The 15,342-nt window shown below is 53.3% G+C and carries 12 protein-coding genes; 7 read left to right on the forward strand and 5 right to left on the reverse strand.

Features of this window, described 5'->3' with window-relative positions:
* Positions 1 to 744: 744 nt before the first annotated feature.
* From QJQ48_RS06450 to QJQ48_RS06460, 3 genes are read left to right on the forward strand one after another with little or no spacing between them, the layout of a single operon-like run.
* The gene (locus tag QJQ48_RS06450; protein WP_346290391.1) at positions 745 to 2,457 is read left to right on the forward strand and encodes a sensor histidine kinase; all 1,713 of its coding nucleotides are present in this window, start codon (positions 745 to 747) and stop codon (positions 2,455 to 2,457) included.
* Positions 2,458 to 2,476: 19 nt separating this feature from the next.
* On the forward strand, positions 2,477 to 3,259 hold the full coding sequence (locus QJQ48_RS06455; RefSeq protein ID WP_346290392.1) for an ABC transporter permease: 783 nt from the start codon (positions 2,477 to 2,479) through the stop codon (positions 3,257 to 3,259).
* A complete protein-coding gene (locus QJQ48_RS06460) occupies positions 3,259 to 3,531 on the forward strand; it encodes a (2Fe-2S) ferredoxin domain-containing protein (RefSeq protein ID WP_346290393.1) in 273 nt (90 codons plus the stop codon). Before QJQ48_RS06455 ends, QJQ48_RS06460 begins: the two co-directional genes overlap by 1 nt.
* 91 nt (positions 3,532 to 3,622) lie before the next feature.
* Here QJQ48_RS06460 and QJQ48_RS06465 read toward each other — a convergent pair whose 3' ends face one another.
* On the reverse strand, positions 3,623 to 5,851 hold the full coding sequence (locus tag QJQ48_RS06465) for an APC family permease (protein ID WP_346290394.1): 2,229 nt from the start codon (positions 5,849 to 5,851) through the stop codon (positions 3,623 to 3,625).
* Between the two features lie 128 nt (positions 5,852 to 5,979).
* On the opposite strand from QJQ48_RS06465, the gene QJQ48_RS06470 reads away from it, so the two are divergent.
* Complete coding sequence (locus QJQ48_RS06470) at positions 5,980 to 7,416, forward strand: carotenoid oxygenase family protein (RefSeq protein ID WP_346290395.1); 1,437 nt, start codon at positions 5,980 to 5,982, stop codon at positions 7,414 to 7,416.
* A 44-nt stretch (positions 7,417 to 7,460) separates the two neighbouring features.
* On the opposite strand, the gene QJQ48_RS06475 is transcribed toward QJQ48_RS06470, so the two are convergent.
* Positions 7,461 to 7,934, reverse strand: coding sequence for a CRR6 family NdhI maturation factor (locus QJQ48_RS06475; protein ID WP_346290644.1), 474 nt, complete (start codon positions 7,932 to 7,934; stop codon positions 7,461 to 7,463).
* Positions 7,935 to 8,134: 200 nt separating this feature from the next.
* Here QJQ48_RS06475 and wecB point away from each other — a divergent pair, with 200 nt between their 5' ends.
* Positions 8,135 to 9,247, forward strand: coding sequence for a non-hydrolyzing UDP-N-acetylglucosamine 2-epimerase (gene wecB / locus QJQ48_RS06480; protein WP_346290396.1), 1,113 nt, complete (start codon positions 8,135 to 8,137; stop codon positions 9,245 to 9,247).
* 5 nt (positions 9,248 to 9,252) lie between these two features.
* Here wecB and QJQ48_RS06485 read toward each other — a convergent pair whose 3' ends face one another.
* The gene (locus QJQ48_RS06485; RefSeq protein WP_346290397.1) at positions 9,253 to 9,516 is read right to left on the reverse strand and encodes a DUF7219 family protein; all 264 of its coding nucleotides are present in this window, start codon (positions 9,514 to 9,516) and stop codon (positions 9,253 to 9,255) included.
* A gap of 236 nt (positions 9,517 to 9,752) precedes the next feature.
* On the reverse strand, positions 9,753 to 10,244 hold the full coding sequence (locus QJQ48_RS06490) for a TIGR00725 family protein (RefSeq protein ID WP_346290398.1): 492 nt from the start codon (positions 10,242 to 10,244) through the stop codon (positions 9,753 to 9,755).
* 166 nt (positions 10,245 to 10,410) lie between these two features.
* Here QJQ48_RS06490 and QJQ48_RS06495 point away from each other — a divergent pair, with 166 nt between their 5' ends.
* A complete protein-coding gene (locus QJQ48_RS06495) occupies positions 10,411 to 12,267 on the forward strand; it encodes an alpha/beta hydrolase (RefSeq protein WP_346290399.1) in 1,857 nt (618 codons plus the stop codon).
* Between the two features lie 16 nt (positions 12,268 to 12,283).
* Here the strand turns inward: QJQ48_RS06495 and QJQ48_RS06500 are convergent, their stop codons facing one another.
* Positions 12,284 to 13,123, reverse strand: coding sequence for a pentapeptide repeat-containing protein (locus QJQ48_RS06500; RefSeq protein WP_346290400.1), 840 nt, complete (start codon positions 13,121 to 13,123; stop codon positions 12,284 to 12,286).
* A gap of 519 nt (positions 13,124 to 13,642) precedes the next feature.
* Here QJQ48_RS06500 and ilvD point away from each other — a divergent pair.
* Positions 13,643 to 15,334 carry a dihydroxy-acid dehydratase gene (ilvD, locus tag QJQ48_RS06505; protein WP_346290401.1) on the forward strand — a complete coding sequence of 564 codons (1,692 nt, stop codon included), beginning with the start codon at positions 13,643 to 13,645 and terminating at the stop codon, positions 15,332 to 15,334.
* The last annotated feature ends 8 nt before the right edge of the window (positions 15,335 to 15,342 follow it).

The following is a 15,342-nucleotide window of genomic DNA, read 5'->3' on the forward strand; positions in this document are numbered from 1 at the left end:
CCGTGTTTTTGCAGTTGTCTGCTAGTAATACGGAGGGGGCCGTCACGCAGATACTTCACCAAAACATGATTTATGAAAGCTTCATATATGAGCCGTAAAGCAGTAAGACTGTAAAGCTGCAATGAAGCCGTCAGTACAGTAGCTGAGTTACCGCCAACGCCAACGTCGGACAAGCAAAGCCAGATTCCGCTTTTACCAGTTTCTTTTGCCAGCTTGAAAACACTTAAGCATGCTGAATTTACCAGAGTCTACCCAAGCAGACTTTCTTTGGCAGTAGCATTGCGGTTTTGCTCATCTAGTTTGACTTTGGAAATCCGCGCAAATACCAAGACGCTTTATTAACTATTAGCTAACGCTCAAGCTAAATTAGACCCAGATTGGGAACCATGAGGTTGGCAAGGCTCAGCAGCTTTGCTGAGTTCTAGATAGCACTATCAGCCATTTCTCTGATTGAGATTTAGACATAGCAGGGTTATTCTGATTAAATAAAAACCTTAGATATTCAGCATTTGATCCTGACTTATCAAGCTTTTCGGTGCTAAACACTCAATAGGCAGACCTAATTATTTGCAGATGGGTAAAGCCTGCCGGGTATAGCTGTGCTCAAGTGACAGCGAACCCATGCGGGTGTTGAGTTTCGTTTCTCAACCGTAACTTATACTTGACACTCACTCATGTTTAACGGCGCCTACCTACTTAAAGAAAACTTATCTCTTTCATGCCGTAGTCAATATTCGTAGAAGCATGGCGCTCAGAATTTTTTATCCTAAAAACTACAATTCGGCCCATAGAACCTTCAACAAGATCAATAAGTTTCGTTCTAAGTCGCTGCAAAAAGGAACAGAGCAAGCCAACAAATTTCAGCTATTAAGATATTTTGCAATTAGTGGATTCATTGCATTTGTTTTAACCGCGATCGCCCTCAACCATTTTTACCATCATCAGTCGGTTAAAAATCTCATTCACCTGACCGAAGAACAAAATGTTGCCCTGACCAAATCATTTTCCAATACGCTTTGGCCAGAATTTTCCATTTTTTTACAGTCCACTGGTCCGCTGAGCGATCAGGAACTCAAGCATCACCCCAAGATGGCTGAGATGCAGCAAGCTGTCTTTGCCCAGATGAAGGGACTGTCTGTTGCCAAAGTAAAAGTTTTTGATTTAGAGGGGAGAACCGTTTTTTCCACTAACGCTGCTCAGATTGGAGCCGACAAGAGTCAATCTAGCGGGTTTATGGCGGCGAGAGCTGGCGAAGTTGTGAGTCAGCTAGGGCATCGAGACTCATTTCAATCGATTCAGGGTCAGTTGAAAGAACCAGATTTGCTTTCCAGCTATGTGCCGATTGTTTCAGGGGCAGAGGCCGAGGTTCAGGGTGTGCTCGAGCTGTATAGCGACGTTACGCCTTTGATGAGTCAAATCTATCAAACTCAGCGAACTATTCTGTTGGGCAGCTTTGTTATTCTGATTGGACTCTACAGTGCTCTGTTTTTAGTGATTAAGCGAGCCGATCAGATGATTAAGCAGCAGCACGAGGCTTTGCAAAAGTCGCAGATTGACTACAAAAGGCAGGCCAGTATTTTAGAGACAACCCTCAGCAACCTGCGGCAGACACAAACTCAGCTAGTTCACAGCGAGAAAATGTCGAGTCTAGGTCAGATGGTGGCAGGCGTAGCCCACGAAATCAACAACCCGGCTGGCTTCATATACGGCAACCTTCAATATCTTACCCAGCAGTTTAATGAACTGACGGAGCTGCTTAGGCTTTATCAAAAACACTATCCGGCACCTGTAGCCGAAATCGCTGCCCAGGTTGAGGACATAGACATAGAGTTCGTGATTGCTGATTTGCCCCGTTCATTAGAGTCTATGCAGATAGGGGCCGAGCGAATTCGACAGATTGTGCTTTCACTGCGAAACTTTTCCCGCCTCGATCGCGCGGGCATTGATAAGTTTGACCTACATCAGGGGCTAGAAGATACGCTACTGCTGCTGCAAAACCGGCTCAAGGGTAAAACAAACTATGCCGCCATTAAAATTGTCAAGCACTACGGAACGCTGCCGCTGATTGCAGCCCACGCCGGACAGCTCAATCAGGTGTTTATGAATCTGCTGAATAACGCAATTGATGCTATTCGAGAAAAACAGCTTGAACAGATAAAGACTGGCGATCGCAGCAGTCCAGCAGAGATTGAAATTTCAACCCAGGCAGCGGGCGATCGCATTTGCCTCAAGATTCGAGACACGGGTTGCGGTCTGTCTGAAAAAACGCGCGCTAAGATTTTCGATCCCTTCTTCACCACCAAGCCCGTCGGCAAGGGGACGGGGCTAGGTTTGTCAATCAGCTATCAGGTGATTACCCAAAACCATCGAGGCCAGATAAAATGTGAGTCGGCCTCAGGCGCAGGAACCACGTTCATCCTGACGCTGCCTGTGCAGCAGCCTGAAGCTAGCCCCTAAGTTAAGCAGCCTTGCGTTTATGCAGCGCTACAGACAGGTTTTGTGGCTTTTTTGGAGTACGGCGATCGCAGCCGAACTAGAGTATCGGCTCAATTTTTTAATTGCTGCTCTCAGCAGCTTGGGTAGTTTGGCAGGCAGTCTGTTTGGCCTGTTTCTCTTCTACCAGACGGGCTACGAGTTTCAGAACTGGAACTGGGAAGAGGCCCTGATTGTCTTAGGCATTTTCACGATGCTGCAGGGCTTTGCTGCCACGTTTTTGGCCCCCAATCTCAACAAAATTGTCAGGCATGTGCAGGAAGGCACCCTTGATTTTGTCTTGCTCAAGCCGGTGAGCTCTCAGTTTTGGCTTTCAACCCGAGCTCTCTCACCCTGGGGCGTCACCGATTTGTTTTTTGGTCTAGGCACGATCGTCTATGCGGGCAGTCGGCTCGGCTTAGAGGCTTCTGCTTACTTGTGGGGGCTGCCGCCTTTGCTGTTGGGAGCGGTGAGTCTCTACAGCCTGTGGTTCATGCTGGGAGCTACCAGCATCTGGTTTGTCAAAATTTATAATGTAACTGAGGTTTTGCGCGGCCTAATTGAGGCGGGACGGTTTCCGATGGCAGCCTATCCGGCTGCCTACCGCGTCTTTTTCACCTTCATCGTGCCCGTGGCCTTTTTGACCACGGTGCCAGCAGAAACCCTGCTGCAGCGAGTAGACTGGGGCTGGCTTTTGGGGTCAGCACTTTTAGCAGCCGCTCTGTTTCAGGTTTCTCGCTGGTTTTGGCGCTTTGCCCTGCAGTTTTATACCAGTGCCTCTAGCTAATGGAACAGCAGATTTTAGTTTGTCAGAATCGGAGCTGTCGCCGCTATGGATCAGCTCAGGTTCTGAGAGCGTTTCAACAGGCGGGCGTTGAGGCAGAACGGAGTGGCTGCTTAGGTCAGTGCGGCAATGGGCCGATGGTCTTGGTTTTGCCTGAAGAAATTTGGTATGACCGCGTGATTCCCCGCCAAGTAGACAAAATTGTAGAGCAGCATTTGCAGCAGGGGCTACCAGTGCGATCGCTGCTGTATAGGAAATTTCATCATGGAGGCTGAGGGTAAGAGTCTGTCGGTATCAGTGATGAGTCAGATAAAGGCGACGCGGCGACGCGGGGATTCGCCGCCGACATTTGGGCTGGGCCAACGGCTACTCCTTTTGTAAAAGCTGGGAGAAAGCAAGGTCTTCAGAAGCCAGCACAAAGATAGTGGGAGGGAGCTTGGCGGTCATGTGCTGCAGCTTTTCGTAGTATTGGCTGAAGTTTTCATCCGGTCTGGCTAGGCCTAGAAAAATGAGGTCGGCTTTGCGAGAGGAAGTCAACAGAATCTGATCAAAGGGTCTATTGTCGGCAATGATCACCTGGGAGGTCGCGCCAATGCGCAGGCTATCTGCCAAGCTCTCTAGGTTGATTTTGGCCGCATCTGCCGCCGCTTGGTTGGGGACGACCAGTTTTAGGCTCACCTCCGCGCCCATCCACTGCAGACTAGTACGCATCAGGTAGGCCAGAATTAGCATCAGGCCGCCGTTGTCCTGCAGGCCGCCCCACCAGACGTCAATTCGGCGACGCCGCAGGAGGGGATAGGTGCCAAAGCTGCTCTGTTCTGGATCGGCTCGCAGAATCACAATGTTGCGTTTGGCCTGATGGCATTTGGCAATAAACTGGCAGTAGCGATCGCGGCTCTCTGGATTTTCCGTATCGCCAATCAAGATTGTGTTAGGCACGAGCTGACCGATACCATACGCCTCAACCAGATTCTCTGCGCCCTCAAATGGACCCGGTGCTGTCACTAGCCGCACCATAGCCTGAATACCGTGTCGCTCTAAATAGTCTTGAATAGTGGCCTCCATTGTTTCCTGCTGGGCCACGCTGCGGGAACCGCTGGGAATGACGCTGGCTACAGTGATTAAACCTCGGTTGTGGGTGAGCGCAGCGGCTAGCTCAATCAGGTGCCAACGGCGGGTAGGAGCGCCGGAAAAAACCAGGATGTGGGGCCGCCAGTTTTTAGCATCAGGCGTTTTCTGAATGTTGTAGAGGCCAGTGCGCACTAAGGTCATCCACAGTCCCTGACGCACATCCCCCCAGGTGGCGCTCAGCTCTCGCCGCTCCAGCCAGATATAAATGCCTAAAACAATCAGAGCCGCGACAATAGTGGCGATCGCGTTAATCAAAAACATGATCGCCAAGCAGCCTACTGCCCCTGCCAGCGATAGCGACCAGTGCACCTTGAAACTAGGGCGAAAAGAGGGACTTTGCAAAAAGCCCTCCACCCCCGCCGTCACGTTTAACACCATATAGGTGGTGAGAAAAAACATGGTTAGCACTGGGGCAATTAGGTTGAGATCTCCCAGCGAAACCGCCGCCAGCGCAATTCCCAGGGTAAACAGGGTGCCCAAGCGCGGCTCGTCACTAGGGCCGCTGCCATTGCCCAACCACCGCAGTTTTTTCGGCAAAATGCCGTCGCGGGCTAGGGCCTGCAGCACGCGCGGGGCACCAAGGATGCTGCCAATAGCGCTAGAGAGAGTCGCCCCCCAAACCCCCAATAAAATCGCGTCGCCCCAAAAGGCCATACGGCGCATGACCAGAGGTTCGGCAATCAGTGTGGCCGGATCGGCCCACCAGTTGAGCAGAAACGGAATGCCCATGTAGATGACATAGCCGGTACCGATAGCAGCCAGAGTGCCTACGGGAATCGCCCGGATCGGATCGCGCAAATCCCCCGACATGTTGACCCCGGACATGATGCCTGTCACTGCCGGAAAAAATACCGCCAGCACCGCCCAAAAGTTGACAGAACCAGGTACCTCAGTGACAGGAAGGGACGTAGGTGCAACGGGTTCGCCAAAGATCAGCGATACCAGAGATACCAAAATTGCCGCCATAATCACGTACTGGGCTTTGATGGCAATCTCCGCCGACTGCAAGGCCAGCGCCGTGACCAAAACAGTGGTAATTACGGCAATCAGGGTCAGATTGAGGCTGGGAAAGACCTGCACCAGACTCTCAGCAAAGCCAATGGTATAGAGCGCTACTGAGAGGGCCTGGGCAAAGTAGAGTGGAATTCCTACTGCGCCTCCGGTTTCAATGCCTAGAGAACGACTGATCATGTAGTAGGCACCGCCTGCCTTGACTACTTGATCAGTGGCGATCGCGCTAATCGAAAGCCCGGTGAGAAAGGTAATGCTCGTCGAGATGGTGACAATGACCAGAGTGCCAACTAAACCCACATGCCCCACCACCCAGCCAAAGCGCAGATACATAATCACGCCGAGGATAGTCAAAATAGAGGGGGTGAAAACACCGCCAAACATCGTCAATCCAGCAGCACTGGCCTCTGGCTTGGAAATAACAACGTTGGATTCTGAGCGACGAGAAGGCATCTGCTAGGCCCTAGTATTTTATTAGGCGAAGGAAAACGTCTGCCCACCATCATGCCTAAAGACTGGCGCATCGACTAGTTTTCTAGACTGTGTAAACATATATAAAGCAGCTTTTCATTTTGTCCCCTGTGGTTTCTTCAACACTGCCCGCGACGACTCAAAAAGCCTGGGCCAGAGCGATCGCCCAGCCTGCCACCGAGTTTGCCCTGACGCCGCTGACTGTTCTGTCCGGTGAGCTGCCGCCAGACTTACGCGGCTCGCTGTATCGCAATGGTCCCGGACGTTTAGAGCGAGACGGCTTGCGGGTGCAGCACTGGTTTGATGGCGATGGCGCTATTTTGGCAGTTCATTTTGCCGACCAGCAGGCAACTGCTACCTATCGCTACGTGCAGTCGGCAGGCTACCGAGATGAGGAAGCGGCAGGGGCTTACCTCTACGGCGGCTATGGCACGCCTGCTCCCGGTCGGTTCTGGGAGCGCTGGCGCAAGCAGCTCAAAAATGCCGCCAATACGTCGGTGCTAGCCCTAGGCGATCGCCTCCTCGCTCTGTGGGAAGGCGGCCAGCCCCACCAGCTCGACTTGCATACCTTGGAGACATTGGGCACCGAAAACTTTGCAGTACTGACTCCTAGCTGCACCTATTCAGCCCATCCTAAAATCGACGCCGCTACCGGAGACATTTACAACTTCGGCGTTGTACCTGGGGCCAACGCCACCCTAAATCTCTACCGCAGCGATCGCACAGGCCGCATTCTCAAGCAAAATGCCATTCCCCTCAACGGCGTACCGCTGCTGCACGACTTTGCCCTAGCAGGCCAGTATTTGGTCTTTATCGTGCCGCCCGTGCGGTTAAACACCTTGCCCGCCGTCTTGGGACTCTCTAGCTTTAGTGACTGCCTGATGTGGCAGCCCAAACGGGGTACGCAGATTGTCACGGTGGATCGCCAAAGCCTAGAGGTGGTGAGCTATGGTGAAACCGAGGCTTGGTTTCAGTGGCATCTGGGTAAAAGCTATCAGGACTTTGACGGCAATTTGGTGATTGAGTTTGTCCGCTACCCCGATTTGACCACCAACCAACACCTGGGCGAGATCGCCAGCGGTCAAATCAGGAGTGTGGTGAACGGTCAGCTCTGGCAAATTCGCCTAAATCCGCAAACGGGAACAGTGCTGGAGCAAACGCCGCTAGTTGAACGAGGCTGTGAGTTTCCGGTATTTCCCAACTGGCCTAGCGACCTGGATCTGGCCCCCACTTATCTCAGCATCCGCCGCTCTGAGACGACTGCGCACACGGAGCTGTTTAACGCCATCGGCTGCTTTGATCCGCAAAACCAGGTGCTGACAATAGCAGATGCCGGAGAAAATTGTTATCCCGCTGAGCCAGTCTATGTGCCGCAGCCGTCAGATCCGGCTCAGGGCTGGATTCTAACGGTTGTCTACGATGGCGATCGCGATGTCAGTGAAGTTTGGATTTATGCCAGCGATCGCCTGATAGAGGAACCTATCTGTCGGCTAGCGCTGCCAAGCGTAATTCCCCATAGCTTTCACGGTACTTGGCGGCAGGGCTGAGCTGCTGCGGGCGATGCTGCTGTGACAGCGGATATTCTATGGCTCTACAAGATTTGGAAAAAAGCGTCGTCTAGCTCGTAGCCCAGCATCTGGGTCATGAATTTCAGCCGGGTACGGCTGGTGATGCCCTGAGCCTGTAGCCAGTGATTGATGTCAAACACCTTGCGCATGACGAAAATTTCTAGGGCTTCCGGATTGTAGCGAATGCCTTCGCGGGGGCTGAACTGATGCGGCACCAGCATGGCGGCATAGCGGCCCAGTTCGCCCGCTTCCCAATCTAAAATAAGCGGTAGCCAGGGATAGAGCGTGTCTAAACGGATAAACCAGAGCCGTACTTCCGGGATCTCAGATAGCTCACGCGGGTCGGTGGGGTCGCGGGGATAGTCAATTTCAAAGCGCAGATTAATATCCTGATTGACCGGGTCAAGGTCGGCCAGCAGTGGCTCTAGAACTGTTTGGGCAGGAGTTAAATCCAGGGTGTTGAGGCTGGCTTGACTGAGAGCGATCGCAGTGGGCATAACGGCTAAGTAAGTGGACACAAACAATACTGTAGGGCGCTGTTAGGCATAGCCGCAATGTACCCTTTTGCAGGGCTTTGATGCATGAGTAGAGACGGGCCGCAAGGCTGAAGCTACGGCTAAACCCCGTTCGTCAGTTACTGAGGTATCCAAGCAGGTTCCTAGACATGCCATGATAAATGAGTTGAATTTCCACAGCTATGTCTGACTCGCCCATTCGGATCTGTATTACCCTAGGCACTCGACCGGAAGCTATCAAGTTAGCGCCGGTAATTCAGCAGTTCCAGCAAAGCTCCCAGTTCAAAACCCAGGTTGTCCTGACCGGGCAGCACCGTGAGATGGTGCAGCAGGTGATGGATTTGTTCAATCTGCAGGCCGATGGCGATCTAGACATTATGCAAACCCGCCAAAGCCTGACCGATATTACCTGTCGCAGCTTGCAGGGGTTAGAGCAGCTATTTCAGCAGTTCAAGCCGCAGATGGTGCTGGTTCAGGGAGACACCACCACCGCCTTTTCCGCTACGCTAGCGGCGTTTTATCAAAAAATTGCCGTGGGTCATGTGGAGGCAGGGCTACGCACCGATGACCTGCTCAATCCCTACCCCGAAGAAGCCAACCGGCGTCTCATTTCCCAGCTAGCCCAGCTCCACTTTGCCCCGACAGCCAAAGCGGTAGAAAATTTGCGGCGCTCTGGGGTTGTGGGGCAAGTTCATCAAACAGGCAACACGGTGATTGACGCCCTGTTACAGGTGGCGGCCCGCCAGCCTGAGTGCTCAATTCCACAGCTAGACTGGACCCAGCACCGAGTGCTGCTGGCCACTGTTCACCGCCGGGAAAATTGGGGAGCACCGCTGCAGCAGATCGGCCAAAGCTTTTTGGCTATTTTGGAGCAGTTTCCAGACACGGCCCTGCTGTTGCCGCTGCATCGCAACCCAACTGTGCGAGAACCGCTAACGGCGATGCTGGGCCAGCATCCCAGAGCCTTTTTGACCGAACCCTTAGACTACGGGCAACTGGTGGGAGCTATACAGCGCTGCTATCTTTTACTGACTGACTCTGGCGGCCTCCAGGAAGAGGCGCCTGGGCTGGGCAAGCCGGTTTTAGTGCTGCGAGAGACGACGGAGCGTCCAGAAGCGCTCGCTGCCGGTACAGCTAGGCTCGTGGGTACAGAGGCCGATCAGATTAAGCAGGCAACGGCAGAGCTGTTAAACGAGGCAACGGCCTACGAGACAATGGCAAAAGCGGTCAATCCCTTTGGTGATGGTCGAGCCGCTCAGCGGATTGTCCAAATTGTCGGCGACTATTTCAGCTAAGCCAGCTAATTTTCTGAGGCATCATCCTGCATCTCATCCAGCAGATTTTTTTTAGAGCTTTTGAGCTGCTTCCACAGTCCTTTAATTTCGTCATAGGCTTCTTCTGGACTGAGCTTACCGCCTGTTTCTAGGCCGCAAATAATCGCTACTCGCTGCGCAAATTCTTGCAGATTGGCATTGAAGGCCAAATTCCCCGGAGAAAATTCACCTCGGTATCTGCTGCGGGGATAGAAAAAATTTTCTTTGTCGGAAGAATTTGAATTAACCATAGATGCCTCGTCATGGGAAACCGTTTAAAAGCTGATGCCCTACTATTTTTCCCCTATTCTCTAGCGGTTCTATTGCAAAAGACTCAGAAGCACTAGCTTATTTAAGCCCTCTGCTAACCAGCATCAGTCTTTGACCTCCTCAGCTCCGCCTCAAAAGTCAAGCAAAAAATCATAGCTTTCACGGCGTAGGTCACTGTGTCAGCGTAACGCATTCTAGCTCTTACGTTCTCTGCTAGCTAAAGCCCTAGCTGCTGCTCTACCCAAGCGATCGCCGTTTTGACTGAATCTGTTGCCATCAGAGTCTGGAGTGAGAGTTTTTCAAAGAAGCTGACCACTTCAGGGGGCACCCGCATGAAAATCACCGGCTTACCGGCTTTCAACGCTAGGGCCACTTCGGCAACCGTGCCCAAACCGATACCACAGGCAATGACAACCTCGCTAGAGAGCACATTGACGTTATTTCTGGCGTTGCCCAAATCCGTCAGAATCGGAACATCAACTGCGGCCGAGAGCGTACTCACATCTGTGCTGGGTAAAATGCCTACCGTCAGCCCCCCGGCGGCGCGAGCGCCCTGACTGGCCGCCTCCATCACCCCCACGTTGCGCCCCCCTGTCAGCAAAACCCAGCCGCGATGAGCCACTGCTTCTCCCAGAGCGTAAGCCGTTTGGGCCACGAGAGGGCTAGCGCTGTCGCCCGGCCCCATGATGCCGATTAGGTGTTTAGGCATAGTGTTTGACTGAAATTGATAAAAAACTTGATGCTAGGGATCTCCACATTTGTTATTTTCGTCGATTAAATTGTTGTAATGATAGGGCTTGCCTTAAGTTTGCTCACGTAGCGGAATTGATACGCCAGCCTGCTTACTCCACCAGTCCTATACGATTGCAAAAATTGTGCAGCTTTTGTTTCTAGCTAAGATTTTTGATCGCCAACTTCGCCTCAAACACCGTGCCTGGCAATATGGCAGCTCCTGGCTGCTCGGCAGCCTGATTGCTGTCGTCTGGAGTCTGGGGACGCCGGGGATAGCCCTCAATCGGCTGACCATTCGGATTGGGCCGATTGCTCAAACAATTGAGGTAGCAGATCTAGAGCAGTTTGCGCGTACAGGAGAGGTGCCTCCCAGGCTGCGGCTCTACAGCACCTTTTTGACTCCTCAGGTGCGGCAGGTTTTACAGAACCAACTGTCATTAGATCCAGACATTAGCGATCGCATTGTTGACGATATTTTGCAGTCGGCCAATGGTGAATTGCTGCTGGATACTCTCTCAACTATTGCGCCGGATCTCTCGGTCGATCAGCTGCGGGCTGCAATCCGACTAGCGGCGATGAGTACTGACGGGCTGAGCGTTTTGGGCATTTTACGGGCGCTGCCCCAAGACAGCCTCGAAATTGATGCCAGCGCGGCGATCGCGCTCATTTCCCAACTTAATCTTTCGCGGCTAGAGAGTCAGGCCCTCAGCAGCGTTCTCGACTACGAGCTAACTGATAGCGCCACTGACGCACTGCCAGCCAATTTTGATCCCGCCGCGCCTGGGCCAGAGTCCGTTGAGCAGTGGGAACTGCAGCTACGCGATCGCGATCGCGATCGGATCGTGCCCATCGATATCTACTGGAGTGACGACAGCCAGGGGCCACTGGTCGTTCTATCGCATGGCTTTGGAGCCGACCGCCGCTTTTTAGCCTACGCGGCCCAGCATTTAGCTTCACACGGGCTGACGGTAGTCGCGATCGAGCATCCCGGCAGCAATGTAGCCGCCCTTTCTGCCACCGAGCTAGACCCCAGAGCCGGGCGGGAACCCAGCCGCATTCTGCCAGCCACTGAATTTATTGATCGGCCCCAAGATGTCAGTTTTGTCTTGGACGAGTTGGCTAAGCTCAATCGCCACTCTTTTGCTCTGCGCGGTAAGCTCAAAACCGACCAGGTAACGCTGATTGGACACTCCCTGGGAGGCTATACCGGGCTAGCGCTGGCGGGCGCTAATCTCGATACGCGGGAGTTGGGAAGTTCCTGTAGCACCCTGATTCCGGTGGGACTGTCTCCGGCTGACTGGCTACAGTGTGCCGCCACTGACTTGCCGCGCCGCAGCCTTGATCTCAGCGATGCCCGCATTCAGCAGGTCGTCGCCATGAATCCCCTGATTGGCGATCTGTTTGGCAGCCGCGGCCTGACTCAGGTGACGGTGCCAACCTTGATGCTGACTAGCACCAACGACGGAGTGACGCCGACTATCAAGCAGCAAATTCGCCCTTTTTCGCAGTTAGCCGGCCCTAAGTATCTAGTGGCTGTCATTGGCGGCACCCACCTCAGCGTTGGCGATCCCCAAAACATCAATCCGGCCCTGCAGCAAATCCCGTTTATGCCAGAACTGCAGGGAGAAGAAACCCAGCATGTACGCCAGTTCGTGCAGGGACTTTTGCTCAGCTTTGTGAAGCAGCAGACCCCGGAAGCTGACCTCTACGCCCCCTTTCTGAGCGCCGCCTACGCTCAGTCTATGTCAACTGCCGAGCTACCTGTTCGCTTCAGCACCGAGCTGCCCCAAAGCCTGACTAACTGGCTCCGATTAACGGGTAGCTGGTCTAGCAAGAGCCGTAGCCCGACAGGTCTGCTGGCGTCGCTGATGCATCTGGAGGTGATTCAGGTGAACAATCGCCTAGGCCGACTGCCGCATCATGTCTTTGCCTACCTACGCCTTAGCTATCCGCCGCTGATTGTGCTGGATTGGCCTTGGCAGCCGCTGCGCCAAAGCTGACGCTGCCACAGCCAGGCTACTCGTGGGTCATGCCATCGGGCAGAATCGCCCCGGTGAGATCGGCGTTGCGCAGATTGGTGTAGGTCATGCTGGCGTTAATCATGACGGCTTCGGTGAGGATAGCGCCGCTCAGATTAGACCAGTTCAGCTTTGCCCGGTAAAGGGTAGCCCCGCGCAGATTGGCTCCCCGTAAGGAACTCCAGCTTAGATTGGCTCCTCGCAGGTTAGCCCGGCTGAGATTGACGTTGACTAAGTTAGTCCCTTTCAGGCGGGCGCGGCTGAGATCAACATCTCGCAGATCGGCCCCTTCTAAAGTGGCTCCGCTCAGTACCGCATCGGTCATGCTGGCATTTTCTAAAACGGCCCCATTGAGCAGAGCGCTAGTCAGATTAGCGTTATCTAGCACCGCGCCCGTGAGATCGCTGCCAAGCATTTTGGCTCGACTCAAACTGCTCTCGCTTAAATTGGTTTCCCGCAGCATTGCGCTGTCTAAATTGGCTTCGCTCAGATTAGCGTCTCGTAAATTAGCCTGATAGAGCTGGGTTCTAATTAGGTTGGCGCTCCGTATCCCGGCTTCTGCAAGATTGGCCTGTTGCAGGTTGGCATCTGTCAGATCGGCGCCAATCAAATTGCTCAACTGCAGTATGGCCTGAGTAAGGTCAGCCTTGACTAAAACAGCTTCGCGCAGATTAGCGCCAGCCAGATTAGCCCCCACTAAATTGGCCTGACGTAAGTTGGCCCGACGTAAATTGATCTCAGGCAGCTCGCAGTTAGCCAAGTTAACGTCGACTAAGTTAGCGCTCCGGAAATCTCTTTCTCCTGCTGCGTAACGTGCTAGCAGCTCTTCTGCATTCATGAATTTTGTCTCAGTTTTCAATTTTCCCTGCTAGCTTCAGCCCTGTTGAATAACTTATAGCCTGCTGTCCCTGATCTGCAGAAAGCGGTGAAGAGAGCATTCAGTCCGGCTTAGTCAACTGCAATAGCCCCGAAAACGACTGTTTATCTCTCATCAGTTAGCGTACCCAGTCTCCTTCCTCCGGAGGGCAAATCTGCTGAGAAGAGCCTGCATTCTCCCATAGAGATCATGTTAGCGACAAGGGCTATATTGCTTGTCCCATTTACGCTGCTAGCTATTTGCCATCGCTACGGATAGGCATCCTTTTAGGTCATTTTTTTACGCTAAGCAGCACTGCTTTACTGCGCTGTAGCCGTGGGGCTGTGGCCGTCTAACCGGGTTCATAGCTGTCCTATTGCCAACCCTCTAACAGATAAATTCAGCTAAATTTGGGCGACCTCTTTAAAATGAATGGCATATTTATAAGAACAGATAAAGCACTCCAAACAGGTAGCCATCACTAAGGTAAAGGACAAGGATATGCCGGATAATCGCCGAAGCCAGGTTGTCACTCAGGGCGTTCAGCGCAGCCCTAACCGCGCCATGCTGCGGGCTGTTGGTTTTCAAGACGAAGACTTTAAAAAGCCGATTGTGGGCTTAGCGAACGGCTACAGCACGATTACTCCCTGCAATATGGGTATTAACACCCTGGCCCAACGGGCTGAAACCGCTTTGAGAGAAGCGGGGGTGATGCCGCAGATGTTTGGCACCATCACTATCAGCGATGGCATTTCGATGGGAACAGAAGGGATGAAATATTCCCTGGTGTCGCGAGAAGTCATTGCCGATTCGATTGAGACGGCCTGTATGGGTCAGAGTATGGATGGCGTGCTGGCGATTGGCGGCTGTGATAAGAACATGCCGGGAGCGATGATGGCGATCGCCCGCATGAATATCCCAGCGGTATTTGTCTATGGCGGCACGATCAAGCCGGGGCACTACAACGGCCAGGATTTAACGGTAGTCAGTGCCTTTGAAGCTGTCGGGCAGTACAGCGCCGGTAAGATTGATGAAGCAGAACTGATAGCAGTAGAGCGCCATGCCTGTCCGGGGGCGGGTTCCTGCGGCGGTATGTACACCGCCAATACGATGTCGTCGGCCTTTGAAGCGATGGGCATGAGTCTCCCCTATTCCTCAACTATGGCGGCTGAGGATGAGGAAAAGGCAGAAAGTACTGAAAAATCGGCATTTGTTTTGGCTGAAGCCGTTCGGCAGCAAATTTTGCCCCAGGCTATTTTGACTCGCAAAGCCTTTGAAAACGCGATCGCCGTAATCATGGCAGTGGGGGGGTCCACCAACTCGGTGCTGCACCTTTTGGCCCTAGCCCATACCATCGGCGTTGACCTCACCCTCGACGACTTTGAAACTATCCGCGCCAAGGTGCCTGTTTTCTGCGACCTCAAACCCTCCGGGCGCTATGTGGCAACTGACCTACACAAGGCGGGGGGCATTCCCCAGGTGATGAAAATGCTGCTGAACCAAGGGCTACTACACGGCGATGCCCTCACGGTTAGCGGTCAGACCGTGGCGGAGGTGCTGGCAGAGGTGCCCGATCAGCCCCGCCCTGACCAAGATGTGATTCGTCCTTTTGAACAGCCGATCTATGCTCAGGGCCATTTGGGCATTCTGCGGGGCAATTTAGCAACTGAAGGAGCAGTTGCTAAGCTCACCGGCATCAAGAAGCGCAGTATCACCGGCCCAGCCCGCGTATTTGACTCTGAAGAAGATTGCCTAGACGCTATTCTGGCAGGCAAGATTCAGGCCGGGGACGTGATCGTGGTGCGCTACGAGGGGCCAAAAGGCGGACCGGGAATGCGGGAAATGCTGGCCCCAACCTCAGCGATTATCGGTGCAGGTCTAGGGGATGCCGTGGGCTTAATCACCGATGGCCGCTTCTCTGGCGGCACCTATGGCATGGTGGTAGGCCATGTGGCTCCTGAAGCTGCGGTGGGCGGCGCGATCGCCCTAGTCGAGGAGAACGACGCTATCACCATTGATGCCGATGGTCGTAAACTGCACCTTGATATTTCTGATCAGGAACTGGCGCAGCGCCGCAAAAACTGGCAGCCGCGCTCGCCCCGCTATACCCAAGGGGTACTGGCCAAATATGCCAAGCTAGTATCCTCTAGCAGTCGCGGGGCCGTAACGGATCTAAATCTGTTTGAATCCTAAGCGTCGGT

Source organism: Sphaerothrix gracilis Ecp01, assembly GCF_030405905.1.
GTDB lineage: Bacteria > Cyanobacteriota > Cyanobacteriia > Phormidesmidales > Phormidesmidaceae > Sphaerothrix > Sphaerothrix gracilis.

Bases quoted from the DNA above. Each gene is read 5' to 3' on its own strand.
- QJQ48_RS06450 (WP_346290391.1), top strand. From the start codon at position 745: ATGGCGCTCAGAATTTTTTATCCTAAAAACTACAATTCGGCCCATAGA.
- QJQ48_RS06455 (WP_346290392.1), top strand. From the start codon at position 2,477: ATGCAGCGCTACAGACAGGTTTTGTGGCTTTTTTGGAGTACGGCGATC.
- QJQ48_RS06460 (WP_346290393.1), top strand. From the start codon at position 3,259: ATGGAACAGCAGATTTTAGTTTGTCAGAATCGGAGCTGTCGCCGCTAT.
- QJQ48_RS06465 (WP_346290394.1), bottom strand. From the start codon at position 5,851: ATGCCTTCTCGTCGCTCAGAATCCAACGTTGTTATTTCCAAGCCAGAG.
- QJQ48_RS06475 (WP_346290644.1), bottom strand. From the start codon at position 7,934: ATGCCCACTGCGATCGCTCTCAGTCAAGCCAGCCTCAACACCCTGGAT.
- wecB (WP_346290396.1), top strand. From the start codon at position 8,135: ATGTCTGACTCGCCCATTCGGATCTGTATTACCCTAGGCACTCGACCG.
- QJQ48_RS06485 (WP_346290397.1), bottom strand. From the start codon at position 9,516: ATGGTTAATTCAAATTCTTCCGACAAAGAAAATTTTTTCTATCCCCGC.
- QJQ48_RS06490 (WP_346290398.1), bottom strand. From the start codon at position 10,244: ATGCCTAAACACCTAATCGGCATCATGGGGCCGGGCGACAGCGCTAGC.
- QJQ48_RS06500 (WP_346290400.1), bottom strand. From the start codon at position 13,123: ATGAATGCAGAAGAGCTGCTAGCACGTTACGCAGCAGGAGAAAGAGAT.
- ilvD (WP_346290401.1), top strand. From the start codon at position 13,643: ATGCCGGATAATCGCCGAAGCCAGGTTGTCACTCAGGGCGTTCAGCGC.